Consider the following 21,989-nt stretch of genomic DNA (forward strand, 5'->3'; position numbering starts at 1 on the left):
CGTGCACGACGCTGAAGGAGGGGGCTCGTCGAGGAACCATGGGCTCCCCCACGGTTGTCAACTTTCAAAGAGATCGGCCTCCCGCTTCACGAACCTGGTCTTCACGGGCAGCTTCTGGGCGGCGAGCCGGAGCGCCTCGCGGGCGAGCGGCTCGGTCACGCCGGACAGCTCGAACATCACGCGCCCGGGCTTCACGACCGCGACCCAGCCCTCGGGCGAGCCCTTTCCCGAGCCCATCCGCGTCTCGGCCGGCTTCTTCGTGAAGGGCTTGTCCGGGAAGAGGTTGATCCAGACCTTCCCGCCGCGGCGGATCTTGCGCGTCATCGCGATGCGGGCAGCCTCGATCTGGCGGTTGGTGACCCAGCCGTTCTCGAGCGACTTGATCCCGTAGTCGCCGTACTGCACCTCGAGCTGGCCCTTGGCGTAGCCGGCGCGGCGACCGCGGAACTGCTTGCGGTGCTTCGTCTTGCGCGGCATCAGCATCAGGCGTCACTCCCCGTGGTCTCCGGCGGCGACTGCGGGGCCGCCTCGGACGTCGTCTCAGGGGTCTCGGGGGCGCGCTCGACGGGCGGCGTCTCGACCGACTGGTCTGCAGGCGGCGCCTGCGTCTCGGGCGCCTGGGTGCGGTCCCTGGCCGGGCCGCGCCCCTGCGCGCCGCGACCGCGCCCACCAGGGCGCCTGCGCTTCTGCACGAGGCCGAGGCCCTCGCGGTCCTGGCCGCGACCGCGGCCGCTCTCGCGGGACGCCCCGAGGCCCTCCGTGTTCGACCCGCGGCGACGGCGTGAGCCGTCCGCCTCGGAGATGCGCTCGCGGCCGAGCGACCCCTCGTAGCCCTCGGGCATGATCTCGCCCTTGTTGACCCAGACCTTGACGCCGATGCGGCCGTAGGTCGTCTTCGCCTCGGCGAAGCCGTAGTCGATGTCCGCGCGGATCGTGTGCAGCGGCACGCGGCCCTCGGTGTAGCGCTCGCTGCGGCTCATCTCACCGCCGCCGAGCCGCCCGCCGCACTGGATCTTGATCCCCTGGGCGCCGGACCGCATCGCGGAGGCCAGCGAGCGCTTCATCGCCCGCCGGAACGACACGCGGTTCTGGAGCTGCTCCGCGATCGACTGCGCGACGAGCTGCGCGTCGAGCTCGGGCCGCTTGATCTCGTTGATGTTGATGTGGACGGACTTGCCGGTGATCGAGTGCAGCTCCTTGCGGAGCGCGTCCACCTCGACCCCGGACTTGCCGATCACGATGCCGGGCCGCGCCGTGTAGATGTCGACCGTGATCCGCTGCTTGTCCTTCCGGATCAGGATGTCCGACAGGCCGGCGTGCGCCAGCTTGCCGTTGATGTGGTCACGGATCCGGATGTCCTCGAGGATGTAGTCGGCGATCTCCTTCTTGCCGGTCCACCAGTTCGACTTCCAGTCGTGGATGATGCCGACGCGAAGGCCGCCGGGATGCACCTTCTGGCCCATTAGACGGCCGCTCCTTCCTGCTTGCGGGCGCGCTTGCGCGGCGCCTTCGGCTCCGCGCCAACCGGCGCTTCGGACGCCGGGGACACCTCGGCAGCTTCGGTCTTCGCGTTCTGTGGTCTTCTTGGTCGTCGCTCCTCCGAGGCAGCGACGACGATCGTGATGTGGCACGTGCGCTTGCGGATCCGGTTGACCCGCCCGCGGGCGCGCGCCCGCCAGCGCTTCAGGGTCGGTCCTTCGTCGGCGTACGCCTCGAGGACGACCAGCTCGTCGCCGTCCAGCCCGTGTGCCGACTCGGCATTCGCCACGGCCGAGGCGAGCACGCGGTCGATCTCGCGTGCGGCCGCGCGCGGCGTGAAGGCGAGCACCGTGCGGGCCTCGGGCACCGTGCGGCCGCGGACGTTGTCGAGCACGAGCCGCGCCTTGCGCGCGGACATGCGCACCCACTTCGCCTGTGCGCGGACGGTGGTCGGGGTGTTCGCAGCTGTGGCCATCTAGCGCTTCTTCACCTGTGCCTGGCGGTCGCCCGCATGGCTGCGGAACGTCCGCGTGGGGGCGAACTCGCCGAGCTTGTGCCCGACCATCTGCTCCGAGACGAACACCGGCACGTGCTTCCGTCCGTCGTGGACGGCGATCGTGTGCCCGACCATCTCGGGGAAGATCGTCGAGGCGCGCGACCAGGTGCGGATCATCCGCTTCTCCCCGGCGGCGTTCATCGCCTCGACCCGGGCGAGGAGCCGCTCCTCGACGAAAGGCCCCTTCTTGGAAGACCTTGACATTTAGCGACGCTCCTTGCCGCGGCGACGGCCGCGGACGATCAGCTTGTCGGATTCCTTGTGCTTCGGGCGGGTGCGCTTCCCGATCGTCGGGACCCCCCAGGGTGTGACGGGATGGTGGCCCTTCGACTTGCCCTCGCCGCCGCCGTGGGGGTGGTCGACCGGGTTCATCGCCGTGCCGCGCACGGACGGGCGCTTGCCGAGCCAGCGGCTGCGTCCCGCCTTTCCGCTCGACTCGTTGGCGTGGTCGGCGTTCCCCACCTGCCCGACGGTTGCGCGGCACGTGAGGAGCACGCGGCGCATCTCGCCGGAGGGAAGGCGCAGGACGGCGTAGGGCGCGTCCTTCGCGACGAGCTGGATGCCGGATCCCGCCGAGCGGGCGAGCTTCGCTCCCTGGCCGGGCCTGAGCTCGACCGCGTGCACCACGGTGCCGGTCGGGATCTCCCCGAGCGGGAGCGCGTTGCCGGCCTTGATGTCCGCGCCCGCCCCCGCCTGGACGGTCGAGCCGACCCGGAGCCCGACGGGCGCGAGGATGTAGGCCTTCGCGCCGTCCGCGTAGTGGAGCAGGGCGATCCGTGCGGAGCGGTTCGGGTCGTACTCGATCGAGGCCACCTTCGCCGGCACGCCGTCCTTGACGCGCTTGAAGTCGATGCGCCGGTAGCGGCGCTTGTGCCCGCCGCCCTGATGGCGTCTCGTGATGCGTCCGTGCACGTTCCGGCCGCCGGACTTCTTGAGCGGCTCGAGCAGCGACTTCTCCGGCGTCGAGGTGGTGATCTCCTCGAAGGCGGAGGTCGCCATCTGGCGACGGCCGGCGCTCGTGGGCTTGTACTTCTTGACTGCCATCAGACCTGTGCCCCTTCGAAGATCTCGATCGTGTCGCCTTCGCGGACCTGCACGATCGCCTTCTTCCAGCCCGGCCGGGTCCCCTTGAAGAGGCCGCGGCGCTTCGGCTTGGACTGCACCTTGACGATGTTCACGCGCTCGACGTGCACGTCGAACAGCTGCTCGACCGCCTGGCGCACCTGTGTCTTGTGCGCGTCCGGATGGACCTTGAACGTGTAGCGCCGGTCGGCGATCCCGGAGTAGCTCTTCTCGGAGACGACAGGGGCCAGCACGACCTGCTCGTTCGTCAGGCTGCTCATGCCGGCGCCTCCTTCCCCGCGCGCTGCTCCACGAGCGGCAGCGCGGCCTCGGTGACGAGGATCGCGCGCGCCCAGACGACTGCGGCGACCTCGAGCTCGGACGGGACGGTGACGAGCACCCGCTCGAGGTTGCGGAAGGACTTCACGACCGCCTCCTCGTCCTCGTGCGCGACGACGAGCACCGGGGCGTCCTTGGCCCACGTCTCGAGGACCTGCTTCGCCCCCTTCGTCGACGGGGTCTCGAACGAGCTCCCGTCGAGCACGGCGAGCGTGTCGTTCCCGGCATGGTGCGAGAGCGCGCCCCGCAGCGCGGCTTTGCGCGCCTTCCGGTTCACCTTCACCTCGTAGCTGCGCATCCCGGGCGGGAACGCCATGCCGCCTCCCGTGAACTGCGGCGCGCGGATCGTGCCCTGGCGGGCGCGGCCGGTGCCCTTCTGGCGCCACGGCTTGGAGCGGCCGCCGGCGACGAGCCCGCGGCTCTTCGCGCCGCGCGTGCCCTGCCGGGCGGCATTCAGCTCGGCCCGGACGGTCTCGTGGAGGAGATGCGGCTTGACCTCGGCCTCGAAGACCGTCGCGTCGAGCGCGACGTCGTTCGCCTTGCCGCCGAGCACCGGTGCCTTGACGGCCATCAGCCCTCCACCCCGCGAATCTCGACGAGCCCGCTCTTCGGCCCCGGGACGGCGCCGCGGACGAGCAGGAGGTTGCGTTCCGCATCGACCTCGTGGACGACGAGGCCCGTCTGGGTCACGCGCCCACCGCCCATGCGGCCGGCCATCTTCTTGCCCTTGAACACGCGCGACGGCGTCGCCGACGCGCCGACGGAGCCCGGCTTGCGGACGTTGTGAGAGCCGTGGCTCATCGGGCCGCGCGCGAAGTTGTGGCGCTTGATGGTGCCCTGGAAGCCCTTGCCGATCGACGTGCCCGACACCTTGATCCTGTCGCCGGGCGCGAACGACTCCACGGTCACGCTCTCGCCGACCTGGAGCTCGCTCGGCCCGCGGAACTCGACGAGGTGCCGGTGACCCGCGGCGCCCGCCTTGCGCAGGTGGCCGAGCTCGCCCTTCGTCAGCTTGCGGTCGGCGACCGGCTCGAACGCGAGCTGGACGGCCTCGTAGCCGTCGGCCGCCTCCGTGCGCACCGTGACGACGGGGCAGGGCCCCGCTTCGATCACGGTGACGGCGTCGACGTTCCCGGTCTCCGCGTCGAAGACCTGGGTCATGCCGAGCTTTCTGCCGAGAATGCCTTTCATCGCCATCAGAGCTTGATCTCGATGTCGACGCCGGCAGGCAGATCGAGCCGCATCAGCGAGTCGACCGTCCTCGGCGTGGGGCTGTGGATGTCGATCAGGCGCTTGTGCGTGCGCACCTCGAAGTGCTCGCGCGAGTCCTTGTCGATGAACGGCCCGCGGATGACGCAGTAGACGTTCTTCTCCGTGGGCAGGGGCACGGGGCCGGTGATGGTCGCGCCGGTGCGCTGCGCCGTCTCCACGATCTGGGAGGCGGAGCGGTCCACCTGCTGGTGGTCGTAACCCTTGAGCCGGATCCTGATCTTCTGCTGCGCCATGCTCGAGCCGATTCCGTGAAGTAAGGGAGGGCGAGCCCTCCCTTACTTGACGATCTCCGTGACGACTCCGGCACCCACCGTGCGACCGCCCTCGCGGATCGCGAAGCGGAGGCCCTGGTCCATGGCGATCGGCTGGATCAGCTCGATCTCCATGTTCGTGTTGTCGCCCGGCATGACCATCTCCTGGCCCTCCGGGAGCTTGATCGAGCCGGTCACGTCCGTCGTGCGGAAGTAGAACTGCGGCCGGTAGCCGTTGAAGAACGGCGTGTGGCGCCCGCCCTCGTCCTTGGAGAGGACGTACACCTCGGCCTTGTAGTGCGTGTGCGGCGTGATGGAGCCGGGCTTCGCCAGCACCTGGCCGCGCTCGACCTCCTCGCGCTTGATGCCGCGGAGGAGCGCGCCCGCATTGTCGCCGGCCTGCGCGAAGTCGAGGATCTTCTGGAACATCTCGAGGCCCGTGACAGTGGTCTTCTCGACCTTCTCGTGGATGCCCACGATCTCGACCTCGTTGCCGACCTCGATCTTGCCCTGCTCGATGCGGCCGGTGACGACCGTGCCGCGGCCGGTGATCGTGAACACGTCCTCGATCGGCATCAGGAACGGCTTGTCGACGTCGCGCACCGGCTCGGGGATGTACGAGTCGACCGCCTCCATCAGCTCGACGATCTTGGCCGTCCACTCGGGGTCGCCCTCGAGCGCCTTGAGCGCGGAGACCTGGACGATCGGGATGTCGTCGCCCGGGAACTCGTACTTCGAGAGGAGCTCGCGCACCTCCATCTCCACGAGCTCGAGCAGCTCGGGGTCGTCGACCATGTCGGCCTTGTTGAGGGCCACCACCATGGCCGGCACCTCGACCTGCCGCGCGAGCAGGATGTGCTCGCGGGTCTGCGGCATGGGGCCGTCCGCCGCGGAGACGACCAGGATCGCGCCGTCCATCTGGGCGGCGCCGGTGATCATGTTCTTGATGTAGTCGGCGTGCCCCGGGCAGTCGACGTGCGCGTAGTGGCGGTTCGCGGTCTCGTACTCGACGTGCGCGGTGTTGATCGTGATGCCGCGCTGCCGCTCCTCGGGAGCCGCGTCGATCGAGGCGAAGTCGCGCACCGCGGTGCCGGTGCCGGTCTCTGCGAGCACCTTCGTGATCGCCGCGGTCAGTGTCGTCTTCCCGTGGTCGATGTGACCGATCGTGCCGACGTTGACGTGCGGCTTCGTGCGCTCGAACTTCTGCTTGGCCATTGCGCTTCGGATCTCCTTCCGGGCCTGGGTGCCTACGCGCCCCTCTGGGCGTCGACGATTTCCGCCGCGATGGACTGGGGAACGTCCTCGTAGCGGTCGAACTGCATGGTGAAGGTCGCCCGCCCCTGCGTCATCGACCGCAGGTCGGTGGCGTACCCGAACATCTCGGACAGCGGCACGCTCGCCTTGATCGACTGCGAGTTGCCGAGTGGCTCGAGGTGCTCGACGCGGCCGCGCCGCGCGTTGAGGTTCCCCATCACGTCCCCGAGGTAGTCCTCGGGCGTAACGACCTCGACGGCCATCATCGGCTCGAGCAGCTTCGGCTTGGCGCGCTTCATCGCCTCCTTGAAGGCGATCGAGCCGGCGATCTTGAAGGCACGCTCGCTCGAGTCGACCTCGTGGTACGAGCCCTCGACGAGCTCGACCTTGACGTCGACGACCGGGTAGCCCGCGAGAACACCTGCGCCGAGCGCCTCCTGGATTCCCTCGTCGACCGGCTTGATGTACTCCTTCGGGATCTTCCCGCCGACGATCTTGTCCTCGAACTCGTAGCCCTCGCCGGGCGCCTGCGGGAGGAGGTTGATCACGACGTCGCCGTACTGGCCCGAGCCGCCCGTCTGGCGCACGAACCTGCCCTGGACCTTCTGCACGGCCTGCGACGCCGTCTCCCGGTAGGCGACCTGCGGGCGCCCGACGTTGGCGTCGACCTTGAACTCGCGCATCAGGCGGTCGACGATGATCTCGAGGTGCAGCTCGCCCATCCCTGCGATGAGCGTCTGCCCCGTCTCCTCGTCGGTCGAGACGCGGAAGGTCGGGTCCTCCTCGGCGAGCCTCTGAAGGCCCTGTCCGAGCTTGTCCTGGTCGCCCTTCGTCTTCGGCTCGATCGCGACCGAGATCACCGGGTCGGGGAACGTCATCGACTCGAGGATGATCGGGGCGCTCTCGACGGCGAGGGTGTCGCCGGTCGTCGACTGCTTGAGCCCGACGGCCGCGGCGATCTCGCCCGCGCCGATCTCCTCGCGCTCCTCGCGGTGGTTGGCGTGCATCTGGAGGATGCGCCCGATCCGCTCGGTCCTGCCGCTCGTCGTGTTGAGCACGCGGTCGCCCGCCTTGATCTGGCCGGAGTACACCCGGAAGTACGTCAGCTTGCCGACGTACGGATCGGACATGACCTTGAAGACGAGGGCGGAGAACGGCGCGTCCTCGGATGCCGGCCGGGTGATCTCGTCGTCCGTCTTCGGGTCGGTGCCCTGGACGGCCGGGACGTCGAGCGGGCTCGGGAGGTAGTCGACGACCGCGTCGAGCAGAGGCTGCACGCCCTTGTTCTTGAACGCGGAGCCGAGCAGCACCGGCGTCAGCGCGTCGGCGAGCGTGCCGGCGCGGAGCGCGCGCTTGATCGTCTCGGGGGTGACCGACGCCTCGTCCTCGAGGTACGCCTCCATCAGCTCGTCGTCGTGCTCGGCAACCGCATCGATCAGCGCGTGGTGCGCCTCCTCGGCGGCGGCCGCGAGCTCTGCCGGGATCTCGCCGACGACGAACGTCTGGCCGAGGTCGTCCTCGTAGACGATCGACTTCATCTCGACGAGGTCGACCACGCCGCGGTGCTGGTCCTCCTGGCCGATCGGGAGCTGGATCGGGACGGGGTTCGCGCCGAGGCGCTCGCGCATCGACTGCACGGCGGCGTCGAAGTCGGCGCCGGTGCGGTCCATCTTGTTGATGAACGCGATGCGCGGCACACCGTAGCGGTCGGCCTGGCGCCAGACGGTCTCCGACTGCGGCTGTACGCCGGCGACGGAGTCGAACACCGCGACCGCTCCGTCCAGCACGCGCAGCGAGCGCTCCACCTCGACGGTAAAGTCCACGTGCCCGGGAGTATCGATGATGTTGATGCGATGGTCGCGCCACGACGCCGTCGTCGCCGCCGACGTGATGGTGATGCCGCGCTCCTGCTCCTGGGCCATCCAGTCCATCGTGGCGGCGCCCTCGTGAACCTCGCCCAGCTTGTGGGTGCGTCCGGTGTAGTAGAGGATCCGCTCGGTCGTCGTCGTCTTGCCCGCGTCGATGTGGGCCATGATCCCGATGTTCCGGACGCGGTCGAGCGCGACCTGTGTGGCAGTCGTCGTGCTCATGCTCTGATCACCAGCGGTAGTGCGCGAAGGCCTTGTTGGCCTGCGCCATCCGGTACATGTCGTCCTTGCGCTTGAACGCGCCGCCCTGCTGGTCGATCGCATCCTGGAGCTCGCCGGCGAGCTTCGCCTCCATGCCCTTCTCACGCCGCTCCCGCGCGTACGTGACGAGATAGCGGATCGCGAGGGTGCGACCTCGCCGAGGCGGCACCTCGACGGGCACCTGGTAGTTCGCCCCGCCGACGCGGCGCGACTTGACCTCGAGCACGGGCGTGACGGACTTGACGGCGGACTCGAGTGCCTCGAGCGCCGACTTGCCGGTCTTGTCGGCGACCTGCGCGAGCGCGTCGTAGACGACCCGCTCGGCGATCGACTTCTTGCCGTCGACCATCAGCCGGTTGACGAGCTGCGTCACGAGCACCGAGCCGTGGACGGGATCGGGCTCGGGGGTGCGCGGCTGGATCTCTGCGCGGCGCGGCATCGGTCTACGACCCGCCCTTCTTCGCGCCGTACTTCGAGCGGCCCTGGCGGCGCTCGGAGACACCGGAGGTGTCGAGCCCGCCCCGGATCACCTTGTAGCGGAAGCCCGGCAGGTCCTTGACGCGACCGCCGCGGATCAGGACGACCGAGTGCTCCTGGAGGTTGTGCCCCTCCCCCGGGATGTACGCGCCGACCTCCATCTGGTTCGTCAGCTTCACGCGCGCGACCTTGCGCAGCGCGGAGTTCGGCTTCTTCGGCGTCGTCGTGTAGACGCGCGTGCAGACGCCCCGCTTCTGGGGAGCGCCGCGAAGGGCCGGTGTCTTGACTTTCGCCTTGGGGGCCTTGCGACCCTTGCGGACGAGCTGATTGACGGTGGGCACGCTGCTCCTCGGATCTCGGTCGAAGCTTCTGTCACACAGAAAGGGCCGGCGGGAACGATGTCCACGCCGCCCGGATCGGCAATGGTAGCCGAAGCCGCGAAGCCCGTCCACCTCCGGGGCGACCGTGAGGGCCCGGGATGGCCGAACGCGCCGTCGCCGATTACATTGCGACCGGGGAAGGTTGGGGGACCGAGAATCTCGAGCGGAACGACGATCAGCTTGGTCATCACTGCGGCGGCTCTTCTGGGCCTCGCGGGCGTGGTTGCGTACCTGCTCGCGCGGCGGCCGGCGACGACGCGTGACGACCGCCTCGTCGAGGCGGTCCACGAGATGCGGACGCGCATGGACGTCCTGGGCCGCGACCTCTCCGACGCGCTCGAGCGTGCGGAGCGCGAGAGCAAGCGAAACCGGTTCCTGAGCGACCTCGGCAGCTCGATCGAGTTCGACGAGCTGCTCGACCGCGTCCTCGACGCCGCGCTCGAGGTTCCGGGCTTCGACGCTGCGATGGTCGTGCTCGACGAGGGAGGCGGCGCGACGACGGTCGCGACTCGCGGCATGACGCAGGAGGAGGCTGCCCACCCGCCTTCCTCCGGGACCGCCGGGACGCTGCCCGCCGGACCGATCACGGTGAGCTATCGCTACGGCGCCGCCGATGCAGCCGACACCCAGCTGATCCGCGGCGGTCTGTTCATGCCGCTCGTCAGCCGCGACGGCAACGCGCTCGGAAGCCTCGCGTTGTTCTGGCGCACGCCCGGCTACGAGCCGTCCGCGCAGCGGCTCTCCGCGATCGAGCAGATCGCCGCCTCCTGCATCCCCGCCATCGAGAACGCGCGGCGCTACCGCGAGGCACGGCAGCTGGCTGAGACGGATGCGCTCACGGGCTTCTTCAACCAGCGCTACTTCCACGAGACGTTGCGCCGGGAGGCGCTTCGTGCCCAGCGCTACGACAGGCGCCTCGCGCTGCTGATCATCGACCTCGACGACTTCAAGGCCGTCAACGACCGTATCGGCCACCTCGCCGGCGACGCGGTGCTCGCCCAGGTCGCCGAGCGCCTGCGCAACGAGATCCGCTCCGTCGACATGGGTTGCAGGGTCGGCGGCGACGAGTTCGGCGTGATCATGCCGGAGTCCACCGCCGAGGACGCCGCACAGCTTTTCCAGCGGATGCACGACGCCGTGGCGTCGATGCCCGTGCCGGGCGGGAGCCGCGTCCGCGTCTCCGCCGGGATCGCCGAGCTGCGCCACGGCGAGACGGCCGCGGGCCTCTTCGAGCGCGCGGACTCGGCGCTCTACCGCGCGAAGGAGCTCGGCAAGGACCGCGCCAGCGTCGCGAACGACTGAGCCACCGCTCCGCGAGGGCGTCCCTCAGCCGCGGACCGCGACGAGACGCAGCGGACGCGACGGGCGGTTCGGCCGCCCTGAGGGCTCGAGCGTCACGGCGACACGGGCACCGGTGCGAACCTGCCGCGTCAGGGGGATCACCTGCTCGCTGCCGTCGAAGCTCCCCGCCGGGACGGGCACGGCCGATCCGGGCGGGACGACCCACGCCGCGTACATCCGTCCCTCGGCCGCCGGGCCGAGACCGTCGAGCGTGAGGACGCCTCGATCCCCGTCGCCGACCACGAGCACGATCCGGCCCACCGACCCGCGCAGCGGGACCCGCTCGGCCTCGGAGTCGGCGAGGATCGCGAGCGCCGGCCCGGCGGCGAGCGTCGTGGCGGGCGCGGGGCCGGAGCGGAGCTCTGCGACGAGCGCGAACGCGCCCAGCGCCACGGCGAGCACGCCGCAGGTGATCGCAAGGGCCGCGAGGGTCGGCCATGCGGGTCGCCGCGGGGCCGCGAGCTCGAGCGCGGGGAGCGGGACGGGGACGCCGAGCGACGCCTCGACGACCTCGTCGGACACCCCCGGTGGCACGGGGTGGGCGTGCGCCGACTTCGACACGAGGCGAGGATAACCCTCGCTGCCGACGGCGCTCTCGGCGCCTCGTGCGACAGCCACCCCCCTCTGTAGGGTTAGCTCGATGGAGGGATGCGGCTCCGCCTCGGGACGGGAGGGCGCGAGATGACGACCTGGCTCGCCGTCGCCGCCATCGCGCTGGCGGGGCTTTCGGTCGTTCTCTTCACGCTCGCGGTTCGGCGGCTGCTCACGCGCCAGGCCGAGGTGACCGCCACGATGCTGCGCCGCTACGACGACCGCCTGGCCTCCTTCGCGCAGACGCTCAACGACGCGCTCACGTCGTTCCAGAGCGCGCGCCCCCCGGCAGCCCCCCAGCTCGAGGACGATCCCGAGCCGATGGTGCGTGCGCTCGAGCTTGCCAGGGAAAGGACGTCTGCCGACGGCGCGATCGCTCTCGTCACGGCCGGCCACGGGACTCCGATCGTCGCGACCGTCGGTCTCTCCGAGTCGGAGACGAACCACATCGCGCGCATGGGGTTTCCCGACTACCGCGGCGCACGCGCGATCGAGGTCGCGTTCGCCGGAGACCTCGTGGCGCCCGAGGGGGAGGAGCCGGTACGGGCCGGCCTCGTCATGCCTCTGCTCGGCGAGGACGAGCCGCAGAGCCTGGTCGGGGTGCTCACGAGGGACCGCGGCCGGCGCTTCAGCGAGGAGGACGTGGACGAGCTCCAGGGGCTCGTGCAGGCGGCGCGCCCGCCGATCTCGCGCGCGCTGAACCTCCGCGAGGCCGACGTCGTGCCCGAGCTCGACCTGCTCACGAACCTCCTCGATCGGCAGTCGTTCTCCGCGGTCCTCGAGCGCGAGATCCTGCGCGCCCGGCTCGCCCATCACCCGCTCTCGCTCCTGGTCGTCGACGTCGACCGGCTGACGTGGCTGAACGCGCGGATCGGGATCCTCGCCGCCGACGGCGTGCTCCTCGAGCTGGCCAAGCGGCTCAGGGGTGTCGTGCACCGGCTGGACTACGCGTTCCGGCTCGGCGGAGGGAGGTTTGCCGTCGTGCGCCCCGGCTCGGAAGGCGGCGACGCCCGTCAGCTGTTCGAGGCGCTGCGAGCCCAGCTCGCCGAGAACCCGATCGGCGACGCCGGGATCGTCTCCGTGACCGGCGGGATCACGGAGCTGCTTCCCCAGGACGACGTCGAGTCGTTCGCGTCCCGGGCGGACGCGGCGCTGGCCGAGGCGAAGGCCGCCCGGCGGGGAAGCGTCGGGGTCACCGGCGGCGGGGACCGCCCCTCTCGCGTGAACGGCACCCTCCAGATCGCGAGCGCGCCCGAGGGGATCGTGCTCGACGGCTGACGGGACGGCGCCGCTCGGCCGATACTCGAGGTCGTGAGCACCTCGGCCGGCATTCTCCTGCTCCTGCTCGGTTGCGTCGTCGCCGGGCTTGCCGTGATCGCGCTCGCGCTACGCCGTCGGGCGCTGCTGTCCGCCCGGAGGGACGCCGGGCTGGCGACGGTCGCGAAGCGGATCGACGACGCCGTGGCCTCGCTGCGACCCCCCAGCGCTCGCGTCGAGCACGTCTCGGCGCCGCCGCGCGGCCCGGCCCCCGTGGTGGGCGAGGCGCTCCCCGGCCGGGCCGCGCTGGTCGACGCCGTCGCCTCGGGGGTCGCCGTGGCACGTGCCGACGGGGCACGCCTCGCGGCGGCGCTGGTCCGGGTGTCGGGGGCCGAGCACGTGGAGAAGCTCGCCAGCGACGTGCGGGAGGTCGCGGGCGTGACCGCCTACGCGGTCGGGCCGGACTCCGTCGCGCTCGTCCTCCCCGGTGTCGGGCGCGCCGGCGCGCTGGGTCTGCTAGCCCGCGTGGAGGCGCGCTGCGCCTCGACGGGCCTGGCAGTGGAGCTCGAGCCGGGGGAGGAAGCCACCGAGCTCGTCTGCCGGCTCCTGGGTTCCTCCACCGGAGCCTGACCGGCCCCGCGAGGGCGAGCGCCGAAGGGACGGGCCCCGGCAGGAGCCCGTCCCACGGCAGTCCCTAGCGTGTGCCTACGACGCCTCGTCGTCGGCTGCGCCGGCATCCGGCGTCTCGGGCAGCTCCGGCAGGTCCGGGAGCTGGTCCTCGTAGCCGAGGCCGAGCGAGGCGAGGTCGAGCCCGTCACCGTCGCCGATCTCCTCGAGCGCGGCCAGCAGCTCGGCGTCGGCCCCGGAGCCGAACATCGCTGCCGGGAGCGGCTCGGACGGCTCGATCGTGATGCCGCGGTACTTCTTGAGGCCCGTTGCAGCCGGGATCAGCTTCCCGATGATCACGTTCTCCTTGAGCCCGAGCAGCCGGTCGACCTTGCCCTCGATCGACGCGTCGGTGAGCACCTTCGTCGTCTCCTGGAAGGAGGCGGCCGACAGGAACGACTCGGTCGCGAGGGACGCCTTGGTGATACCGAGGATCAGCGGCTCGAACGTCGCGAGCTCCTTCTTGTCCTTCTTCGCCGCGTCGTTCGCCCGCTCGAGCACGACCTTGTCGACGAGCTGGCCCGGGAGGAGCTCGGTGTCACCCGGCGTCTCGACGCGCACCTTCTTCATCATCTGGCGGACGATGAGCTCGATGTGCTTGTCGTGGATGTCGACGCCCTGGGACTTGTAGACCTTCTGCACCTCACCCACGAGGTAGAGCTCCGTCGGCGTCGAGCCGTGCCCGGCCCGCGTCTGCAGGTCGAGCATGTCGGCCGGGTTGCGTGAGCCCTCGTTGAGCGGCTCGCCCTGGCCGACCGTGTCTCCCGTGCGGACGAGGAGCCGCGTCCGGCGGGGGAAGGAGTACTCCTTGACCGGCAGCGGCTCGCCGTTCTCGTCCAGCGCCGTCGGCGTCACGGTGACGACCGTCGTGCGCTCCTGTTCCTCGACCGACACCTTCCCGCCGAGGTCCGCGAGCGTCGCCGCGCCCTTCGGGTTGCGCGCCTCGAAGATCTCGACGACGCGCGGGAGGCCGTGCGTGATGTCGGCGCCGGCCACGCCGCCTGTGTGGAACGTGCGCATCGTGAGCTGCGTGCCCGGCTCGCCGATCGACTGCGCCGCGACGATGCCGACGGCGTCGCCGATCTCGCACATGTCACCTGTGGCGAGGAACGTGCCGTAGCAGGCGCGGCACACGCCGACCTCGCTCCGGCACTTGAGCACGGTGCGCAGGGGCAGCCTGACCTCCTCGGCGTGCTCCTCGAGCTGCTCGATGACCTCGTGCAGGCGGGGCTTCGTGAGGAGCTCGCCCTTCTCGGCGAGGACCGTCTTGCCCGGCTTGCCGTCCTTGAGCGGCTTGTGGACCTCGATCGCCACGACGCGGCCCGCCGCGCTCAGGTTGACCTGGCCGTCGAGGATCAGCGGCAGCTCGACGTGGTCGTCCGTGCCGCAGTCCTCCTCGCGGATGATCACGTCCTGCGAGACGTCGACGAGACGGCGCGTCAGGTAGCCCGAGTCGGCCGTGCGGAGCGCCGTGTCGGCGAGGCCCTTGCGAGCACCGTGCGTCGAGATGAAGTACTCGAGCACCGACAGGCCCTCCATGAAGTTGGCCTTGATCGGACGCTCGATGATCTCGCCCTTCGGATTGGCCATCAGGCCGCGCATCCCGGCGAGCTGGCGGATCTGGTTGAACGACCCGCGGGCGCCGGAGTTGGCCATCATGAAGATCGAGTTCGTCTGGTGGAGGTTCCGCTTCATCGCCTCCGCGACCTCGTCCGTGGCCTCCGTCCAGACGGCGACGACACGCTCCTTGCGCTCCTCCTCGGTCATCAGGCCGCGCTCGTACTCGCGCTCGACCTTGCCGACCTGATCCTCGTACTGCGCGAGGATGTCCTCCTTCTCGGGGGGAATCACGATGTCGTTCTTCGACACGGTGATGCCGGCCCGCGTCGCGTAGCGGAACGCGAGGGACTTGATGGTGTCGAGCACGGTCGCGACGGCGTACGCGCCGTACTCGCCGACGAGCCGGTCGATGAGCGCGTCGAGCTCGCGCTTGGTGAGCGCGCGATCGACCACGAGCGGCTCGAGCAGCCCGTCGGAGACTGCGTCTGCGAGCGACCGCTCGAGCTCGCTCTCGAAGATGACGCGGCCCGGCGTCGTGAGCCTGACCTCGTCGCCACGCCGGAACTCGATCGGCTCCTGGAGCGAGACGCTCGTCTGGCGCGCCTCGAGCGCGAACTGGACCTGCTCCTCCGACGCGAAGCGCTTGAGCCCCTTGACCTTCAGCTCCTTCGCGAGTGCCTCCGACGTCGTCGCCGAGAGGTCGTACGCGCAGTAGGTGAGGAAGTAGGCGCCGAGCACCATGTCCTGCGTCGGCGTCGCGAGCGGCCGGCCGTGGGCCGGGGAGAGGATGTTGTTCGACGAGAGCATGAGGATGCGTGCCTCCGCCTGCGCCTCGGCGCTGAGCGGGAGGTGAACCGCCATCTGGTCGCCGTCGAAGTCCGCGTTGAAGGCATGGCAGACGAGCGGGTGCACCTGGATCGCCTTGCCCTCGACGAGCACCGGCTCGAACGCCTGGATGCCGAGGCGGTGGAGCGTCGGGGCGCGGTTCAGGAGCACCGGATGCTCGGCGATGACCTCCTCCAGCACGTCCCAGACCTCGGGGACCATCGACTCGACGTGCTTCTTGGCCGCCTTGATGTTCTGGACGGACTTCCGCTCGACGAGCCGGCTCATGATGAACGGCTTGAACAACTCGAGCGCCATCAGCTTCGGCAGCCCGCACTGGTGCAGCTTCAGGTTCGGGCCGGCGACGATCACCGAGCGGCCGGAGTAGTCGACGCGCTTGCCGAGCAGGTTCTGGCGGAAGCGGCCCTGCTTGCCCTTGAGCATGTCGGACAGTGACTTGAGCGGCCGGTTGCCCGGGCCGGTCACCGCGCGCCCGCGGCGGCCGTTGTCGAACAGCGCGTCCACGGCCTCCTGCAGCATCCGCTTCTCGTTGTTGACGATGATCTCGGGGGCGCCGAGGTCGAGCAGCCGCTTGAGGCGGTTGTTCCGGTTGATCACGCGCCGGTAGAGGTCGTTCAGGTCGCTGGTCGCAAAGCGGCCGCCGTCCAGCTGCACCATCGGGCGCAGCTCCGGCGGGATCACGGGCACGGCCTCGAGGACCATCCACTCGGGCTTGTTCTCCGAGGTGATGAACGCCTGCACGACCTTGAGGCGCTTGATCGCGCGCTGCTGCTTCTGGCCCTTCGACGTCTTGATCGTGTCGCGGAGTGTGAGCGACTCCTGCTCGAGATCGAGGTCCCGCAGCAGCTCGCGGATCGCCTCCGCGCCCATCCCACCCCGGAAGTAGACGCCGAAGCCGTACGGAGAGCCGAAGCGGTCCTTGAGCTCGCGGAAGAGCTGCTCGTCGTTGACGACCTGCTTGACGTCGAGCTCGCGGAAGAGCTTCCAGGTGTCCTCCAGCCTGCGCACGCCCTCGACCGCGGCCTCGCGCGTGTCCTCGCGGCGGCTCTCGATGTCGGCCACCATCTCCTTGACCTTCGTCGCCCACTGCTGGACGGCCTCGAGGTCCTCCTTGCGGGCACCCTCGACGAGGCAGAGGTCGTACGCCAGCTCGCGCACCTGCTCCGGGCCTGCGTCGGCCTCGGCCCGCTCGAGCACGTCCCGCAGGAGGCCGTTGCCGGTCTCCCGCGCACGCTCGAGGTTCTTGGCGTCGACGGACGCGACGAGCTCGGCGTCCTCACCCGAGAGCTCCTCGCCCGAGAGCAGCTGGTCGAGCAGCTTGTGCAGGTGCTTCGTGATCGCGCCCTTCTTCGCGCCCGACGCCTTCTCGAGGTCGCCCCGGAGCGGCTCGAGAGCCTCCCGGATCTCCTGGGCGGCGGTCGCGACAGACTCGATCTCCCGCGGGGCGAGCCTGCGGTCGTCGCGGGTCGCGGTCTGCCGCACGAGCTCGCGGAGCCGCTTGGGGTCCTCACCGGCGACGCTCTTCGCGAGCGCCGGGAAGATCCCGCCTGCCAGCGTCCGCGCCTCCTCGAGGGACGGCATGACCTGATCCTCGGCCCAGTTCGCAAGCCCACGGGCCCAGAACTCGTCGTCCTCGTCGAAGCCCTTGTCCTTGCCCGCGGACAGGAAGGCGCGACGGCGAGCAAGGCGCTCGTCGAGCGTCGCCAGCTGCTCGTCGCGGTCGACGTAGATCTGCTCCGACTCGCCCTTGACCTTGTCCTCGAGGTCGGCAAGGTCGGCGGCACGCTTCTCGTGGTCGACGCCCGTGACGATCGAGGCGGCGAAATAGAGGACCTTCTCGAGCTCCCGCGGCGCGATGTCGAGCAGGTAGCCGATCCGGCTCGGGACGCCCTTGAAGAACCAGATGTGCGAGACCGGCGCGGCGAGGTCGATGTGGCCCATCCGCTCGCGGCGCACCTTCTGGCGGGTCACCTCGACGCCGCAGCGCTCGCAGATGATCCCCTTGTAGCGAACACGCTTGTACTTGCCGCAGTAGCACTCCCAGTCCTTCGTGGGGCCGAAGATGCGCTCGCAGAACAGCCCGTCGCGCTCGGGCTTCAGGGTGCGGTAGTTGATGGTCTCCGGCTTGGTGACCTCGCCCATCGACCAGTCACGGATCTGCTTCGGGGAAGCGAGCCCGATCCGGATCGCGTCGAAGTCGTTGATGTCGATCTGCGCCAAGGGATTTCTCCTCCGGAGAAATCCTCAGAGGATTTCTCCAACGAATTGCTCTCAGTATTTCCGGGGTTAATTAGCCGGGATGCGGAGCAGCCCGGCCTAGTCCTCGACCTCGAGGTCGGCGGGCAGAGCGAGCTCCTCGCCCTCCGGCGGCGCTTCCTCGAGGTCCTCGTCCGATGCCACGGAAAGGTCGGCGCCCTCCTCCGGCGCGCCCTCCTCGACCTCCTGGACGGTGGGGGCGCCGGCGTCGCTGCGGACGCTCGCGGGCGAGAGATCGATCCCGAGCTCCTCCGCCGCGCGGAGTAGCTCGTCGTCCTCCTCCCGCACCTCGACCTCGCGGCCCTCGTCCGAGAGCACGTGCACGTCGAGGGAGAGCGACTGCATCTCCTTCAGCAGCACCTTGAACGACTCGGGGATCGACGGCTCGGCGATGTTCTCGCCCTTGACGATCGCCTCGTAGGCCTTGACCCGGCCGATTGTGTCGTCGGACTTGATCGTCAGCATCTCCTGGAGGGTGTACGCGGCGCCGTACGCCTCGAGCGCCCACACCTCCATCTCGCCGAAGCGCTGCCCGCCGAACTGCGCCTTGCCCCCCAGCGGCTGCTGGGTGACGAGCGAGTACGGGCCCGTGGAGCGCGCGTGGATCTTGTCGTCGACGAGGTGGAGGAGCTTGAGGATGTACATGTAGCCGACGGTGACCTTCTGCTCGAAGGGCGCGCCCGACTTCCCGTCGAAGAGCTGCACCTTCCCCGAGCACCGGCGCCCCTCGGCACGGCTCTCGTCCACGTTCATCGCGATCGTGTCGCTCTGCTTGGCCCACTCGATCAGCGCCTCGTCGACGTCCGCCTCGGTGGCGCCGTCGAACACGGGCGTCGCCACCGCCCGGGGGTCGGGCGCGTTGATCGGCGCCCGCTCGTTGACGGGCTCGCCGTCGGCGAAGACGCCGTGCGCGGCCGCCCACCCGAGGTGCGTCTCGAGGATCTGGCCGATGTTCATCCGGCTCGGCACGCCGAGCGGGTTCAGGACGACGTCCACGGCGCGGCCGTCCTCGAGGAACGGCATGTCCTCCTCGGGCACGATCTTCGCGATCACGCCCTTGTTCCCGTGACGCCCGGCCAGCTTGTCGCCCTCGGCGATCTTGCGCTTCTTCGCGACGAACACGCGGACGAGCTCGTTGACCCCAGGCGGCAGGTCGTCGCCGGCGTCGCGCGAGAAGGTCTTGACGCCGATCACTTTGCCGCCCTCGCCGTGCGGCACCTTCAGCGAGGTGTCTCGGACCTCGCGCGCCTTCTCCTTGAAGATCGCGCGGATCAGCTTCTCCTCCGCCGTCAGCTCGGTCTCGCCCTTCGGCGTCACCTTGCCGACGAGCAGGTCGCCCGAGCCCACCTCGGCCCCGATGCGGACGACCCCACGCTCGTCGAGGTTCGCGAGCGACTCCTCCGAGCGGTTCGGGATGTCGCGGGTGATCTCCTCGTCGCCGAGCTTGGTCGAGCGCGCGTCGATCTCGTACTCGTGGATGTGGATCGAGCTGAGCACGTCGTCCTTGACGAGGCGCTCGGAGAGCACGATCGCGTCCTCGAAGTTGTAGCCCTCGAAGGGCATGAAGGCGACGAGCAGGTTCGCGCCGAGGGCGAGCTCGCCCCGGTCGGTCGCGGCGCCGTCGGCCAGCACCTCGCCCTTCGCGATCGAGTCGCCCAGGGTGACGACCGGCTTCTGGTGGATCAGCGTGCCCTGGTTCGAGCGCATGAACTTCGTGAGCGGGTACTCGTCCCGCGTCCCCTTGCCCTCGACCACGATCCGCTCGGCGTCGACGTCGATCACGGTGCCGCCGTTGCGGGCGAGGACGACGTCGCCGGTGTCGACCGCCGCGCGGTACTCGAGCCCGGTGCCGACGAGCGGCGCCTGCGGGATCATCAGCGGCACGGCCTGCTTCTGCATGTTCGCGCCCATCAGCGCCCGGTTGGCGTCGTTGTGCTCGAGGAAGGGGATCAGCGCGGTCGCGACCGAGACGATCTGCGCGGGAGAGACGTCCATGTAGTCCACGGCGTCGGCCCGTGCGATCACGGCCTCGCCTGCCGAGGAGCGGCAGAGAACCTGGTCGTTGACGAACTTGCCCGTCTTCGAGTCGACAGGCTCCGACGCCTGGGCGATCGTGAAGAGCGCCTCCCGCGAGGCGTCGAGGTAGACGATCTCGTCGGAGACCTTCCCCTTCTGGACGACGCGGTAGGGCGTCTGGATGAAGCCGAACTCCGACACCGTGGCGTACGACGCGAGGGCGCCGATGAGGCCGATGTTCGGCCCCTCCGGGGTCTCGATCGGGCACATCCGGCCGTAGTGGGTCGGGTGCACGTCGCGCACCTCGATCGGGGCACGCTCGCGCGTCAGGCCGCCCGCGCCGAGCGCGGACAGGCGGCGCCGGTGCGTGAGCCCGGCGAGCGAGTTCGTCTGGTCCATGAACTGCGAGAGCTGGGAGGAGCCGAAGAACTCCTTCAGCGCGGCCACGACCGGGCGGATGTTGATGATCGTCTGCGGCGTGATCGTGTCGACGTCCTCCGTCGTCATCCGCTCGCGCACGACGCGCTCCATGCGGTACAGCCCGACGCGGAACGCCTCCTGGATCAGCTCGCCCGTCGTGCGGAGCCGCCGGTTGCCGAAGTGCTCGTACTCGTCGAGCTCGCCGCGGATCGGCTCCCGCGAGATGACGGCGGCCTCCGCCGCGTAGTCCTTGGAGTCCTCGAGCACGCCGAGGCGCGCCGGGAGGTCGACGAGCTTCCGCACGAGCGCGAGGATGTCCTCGGTCGTGAGGACGCGGACGTCGTCGGGAACCCCGACCCCGAGCCGCTGGTTCAGCTTGTAGCGGCCGACCTTGGTCAGGTCGTAGCGCTTGGGGTCGAAGAACAGCGAGCGGAGGAGGTTCCGGGCGTTGTCGAGCGTCGGCGGCTCACCCGGCCGCTGCTTCTTGAAGACCTCGATCAGTGCCTCTTCCTCGCGGGTCGACGGGTCCTTCTCGAGCGTGTTCTGGATGTAGACCCGCGTCGACTCGTCGAACAGGCCGAGGATCGCCTCGTTCGTCGAGGTGTCGAGCTGGAATCCCGTCGTCGGATCCTCCGCCGGCAGCGCGCGGAGCAGGGTGGTGATGGGGAGCTTGCGCTTGCGGTCGATCCGCGCGTAGACGATCCCCTTCTTGTCGATCTCGAGCTCGAGCCACGAGCCGCGCGACGGCATCAGGTTCGCGGTGAAGACCTGCTTCGTCGCGTCCTTCGGCTCCATCAGGTAGGCGCCGGGCGAGCGGACGAGCTGCGTGACGATCACGCGCTCGGTGCCGTTGATGATGAACGTGCCGTGCTCGGTCATCATCGGGAAGTCGCCCATGAAGACCCGCTGCTCGCGGATCTCGCCGGTCTCGGTGTTGACGAAGCGCACGGTCATCGAGAGCGGGGCCTGGTAGGTCAGGTCCTTCTCGCGGCACTCCGAGATCGTGTGCTGGGACGGGCCGAACTCGTACTCCCCGAACTCGACGGCGAGCGTGCCCGTGTAGTCGGAGATCGGCGAGATGTCGTCGATCGTCTCGCGCAGGCCCTCGTCCAGGAACCACTGGAACGAGGCCTTCTGGATGTCGATGAGGTTGGGGAGGTCGAGGACGTGCTTCAGGCGCGAAAACGTCTTGCGCGCGCGTGGCGCGACAGCGGTGCTGCTCAAGAACAGCCTCCCTTACGTACGGCGGTCGGTGATGAGGACGGGCAGAGTCGAAGCCAGGCTCGGCGGAACAGCAAAGAATAGCGGACGAGCACGCTCCGCCGCAACCCCTGCGGGGCGGCGGAAGTGTCCGCGAAGAACTATAGCGGACCGCGCAAGTCCGCGGCCTGGGCCGGCCGACGCCGGCCCAGGCTCACCAGCGTGGGCCGCAGGCGAGCGCAGGCCGCTACTTCAGCTCGACGGCGGCGCCCGCCTCTTCCAGCTCCGCCTTCAGCTTCTCCGCCTCTTCCTTGGCGATGCCCTCCTTGATCGCGCCGGGGGCGCCGTCGACGAGGTCCTTCGCCTCCTTGAGGCCGAGCCCGGTCGCCGCTCGGACGACCTTGATCACCTGGATCTTCTTGTCGCCCGCGCCCGTGAGCACGACGTCGAAGGAGTCCTTCTCCTCCGCCGCGGCGGCGCCGTCACCGGCGGCCGGCGCGCCCGGGGCGGCCGCGACGGCGACCGGAGCGGCCGCCGTGACACCCCACTCCTCCTCGATCGCCTTCTTGAGCTCGACGAGCTCGAGCACGGTCATCTTGCCGAGCGTCTCGAGCACCTTCGCGGTGTCCGTTGCCAT

At 69.9% G+C, this 21,989-nt stretch carries 20 protein-coding genes; 3 read left to right on the forward strand and 17 right to left on the reverse strand.

What is annotated here, in order from left to right:
* Window positions 1-57: 57 nt before the first annotated feature.
* Genes rplP through rpsL form a run of 13 tightly spaced genes read right to left on the reverse strand, consistent with a single transcriptional unit; the run spans window position 58 to window position 9,160 of the window.
* Window positions 58-483 carry a 50S ribosomal protein L16 gene (rplP, locus tag VFO26_RS03555; RefSeq protein WP_325113505.1) on the reverse strand — a complete coding sequence of 142 codons (426 nt, stop codon included), beginning with the start codon at window positions 481-483 and terminating at the stop codon, window positions 58-60.
* Window positions 483-1,463: a 30S ribosomal protein S3 gene (gene rpsC, locus VFO26_RS17890; RefSeq protein ID WP_349259037.1), complete on the reverse strand. Its 981-nt coding sequence runs from the start codon at window positions 1,461-1,463 to the stop codon at window positions 483-485. The genes rplP and rpsC overlap by 1 nt, the downstream gene beginning before the upstream one ends.
* Window positions 1,463-1,954 (reverse strand): 50S ribosomal protein L22, encoded by a 492-nt coding sequence (gene rplV / locus VFO26_RS03565; RefSeq protein ID WP_349259038.1) that lies wholly within the window; start codon window positions 1,952-1,954, stop codon window positions 1,463-1,465. Before rplV ends, rpsC begins: the two co-directional genes overlap by 1 nt.
* Complete coding sequence (rpsS, locus tag VFO26_RS03570; protein WP_325113506.1) at window positions 1,955-2,239, reverse strand: 30S ribosomal protein S19; 285 nt, start codon at window positions 2,237-2,239, stop codon at window positions 1,955-1,957.
* A complete protein-coding gene (gene rplB / locus VFO26_RS03575) occupies window positions 2,240-3,079 on the reverse strand; it encodes a 50S ribosomal protein L2 (protein ID WP_325113507.1) in 840 nt (279 codons plus the stop codon).
* On the reverse strand, window positions 3,079-3,378 hold the full coding sequence (gene rplW / locus VFO26_RS03580; RefSeq protein WP_325113508.1) for a 50S ribosomal protein L23: 300 nt from the start codon (window positions 3,376-3,378) through the stop codon (window positions 3,079-3,081). The genes rplB and rplW overlap by 1 nt, the downstream gene beginning before the upstream one ends.
* Entirely contained in the window at window positions 3,375-4,007 is a 633-nt protein-coding gene (gene rplD / locus VFO26_RS03585) for a 50S ribosomal protein L4 (protein WP_325113509.1), read from the reverse strand. Before rplD ends, rplW begins: the two co-directional genes overlap by 4 nt.
* Entirely contained in the window at window positions 4,007-4,627 is a 621-nt protein-coding gene (gene rplC, locus VFO26_RS03590; RefSeq protein ID WP_325113510.1) for a 50S ribosomal protein L3, read from the reverse strand. Before rplC ends, rplD begins: the two co-directional genes overlap by 1 nt.
* Before the next feature lie 5 nt (window positions 4,628-4,632).
* Complete coding sequence (gene rpsJ, locus VFO26_RS03595) at window positions 4,633-4,941, reverse strand: 30S ribosomal protein S10 (protein WP_325113511.1); 309 nt, start codon at window positions 4,939-4,941, stop codon at window positions 4,633-4,635.
* Window positions 4,942-4,983: 42 nt separating this feature from the next.
* Window positions 4,984-6,174: an elongation factor Tu gene (gene tuf / locus VFO26_RS03600; RefSeq protein ID WP_325113512.1), complete on the reverse strand. Its 1,191-nt coding sequence runs from the start codon at window positions 6,172-6,174 to the stop codon at window positions 4,984-4,986.
* 32 nt (window positions 6,175-6,206) lie between these two features.
* The gene (gene fusA, locus VFO26_RS03605) at window positions 6,207-8,303 is read right to left on the reverse strand and encodes an elongation factor G (protein ID WP_325113513.1); all 2,097 of its coding nucleotides are present in this window, start codon (window positions 8,301-8,303) and stop codon (window positions 6,207-6,209) included.
* Between the two features lie 7 nt (window positions 8,304-8,310).
* Complete coding sequence (gene rpsG / locus VFO26_RS03610; protein WP_325113514.1) at window positions 8,311-8,781, reverse strand: 30S ribosomal protein S7; 471 nt, start codon at window positions 8,779-8,781, stop codon at window positions 8,311-8,313.
* Between the two features lie 4 nt (window positions 8,782-8,785).
* On the reverse strand, window positions 8,786-9,160 hold the full coding sequence (gene rpsL / locus VFO26_RS03615; RefSeq protein ID WP_325113515.1) for a 30S ribosomal protein S12: 375 nt from the start codon (window positions 9,158-9,160) through the stop codon (window positions 8,786-8,788).
* 219 nt (window positions 9,161-9,379) lie between these two features.
* Here rpsL and VFO26_RS03620 point away from each other — a divergent pair, with 219 nt between their 5' ends.
* Window positions 9,380-10,501: a sensor domain-containing diguanylate cyclase gene (locus tag VFO26_RS03620; protein ID WP_325113516.1), complete on the forward strand. Its 1,122-nt coding sequence runs from the start codon at window positions 9,380-9,382 to the stop codon at window positions 10,499-10,501.
* Window positions 10,502-10,525: 24 nt separating this feature from the next.
* Here VFO26_RS03620 and VFO26_RS03625 read toward each other — a convergent pair whose 3' ends face one another.
* On the reverse strand, window positions 10,526-11,101 hold the full coding sequence (locus VFO26_RS03625) for an anti-sigma factor (protein ID WP_325113517.1): 576 nt from the start codon (window positions 11,099-11,101) through the stop codon (window positions 10,526-10,528).
* A gap of 120 nt (window positions 11,102-11,221) precedes the next feature.
* On the opposite strand from VFO26_RS03625, the gene VFO26_RS03630 reads away from it, so the two are divergent.
* A complete protein-coding gene (locus VFO26_RS03630) occupies window positions 11,222-12,409 on the forward strand; it encodes a GGDEF domain-containing protein (protein WP_325113518.1) in 1,188 nt (395 codons plus the stop codon).
* 33 nt (window positions 12,410-12,442) lie between these two features.
* Window positions 12,443-13,018: a hypothetical protein gene (locus tag VFO26_RS03635; protein WP_325113519.1), complete on the forward strand. Its 576-nt coding sequence runs from the start codon at window positions 12,443-12,445 to the stop codon at window positions 13,016-13,018.
* Window positions 13,019-13,093: 75 nt separating this feature from the next.
* Here the strand turns inward: VFO26_RS03635 and rpoC are convergent, their stop codons facing one another.
* From rpoC to rplL, 3 genes are all read right to left on the reverse strand, one after another.
* A complete protein-coding gene (gene rpoC / locus VFO26_RS03640; protein WP_325113556.1) occupies window positions 13,094-17,671 on the reverse strand; it encodes a DNA-directed RNA polymerase subunit beta' in 4,578 nt (1,525 codons plus the stop codon).
* 105 nt (window positions 17,672-17,776) lie between these two features.
* Window positions 17,777-21,376 (reverse strand): DNA-directed RNA polymerase subunit beta, encoded by a 3,600-nt coding sequence (locus VFO26_RS03645; RefSeq protein WP_325113520.1) that lies wholly within the window; start codon window positions 21,374-21,376, stop codon window positions 17,777-17,779.
* A 223-nt stretch (window positions 21,377-21,599) separates the two neighbouring features.
* Window positions 21,600-21,989 (reverse strand): 50S ribosomal protein L7/L12, encoded by a 390-nt coding sequence (gene rplL, locus VFO26_RS03650; RefSeq protein WP_325113521.1) that lies wholly within the window; start codon window positions 21,987-21,989, stop codon window positions 21,600-21,602.

The organism is Gaiella sp. (assembly GCF_035710885.1).
In the GTDB taxonomy this organism is placed as follows: Bacteria; Actinomycetota; Thermoleophilia; order Gaiellales; family Gaiellaceae; genus Gaiella.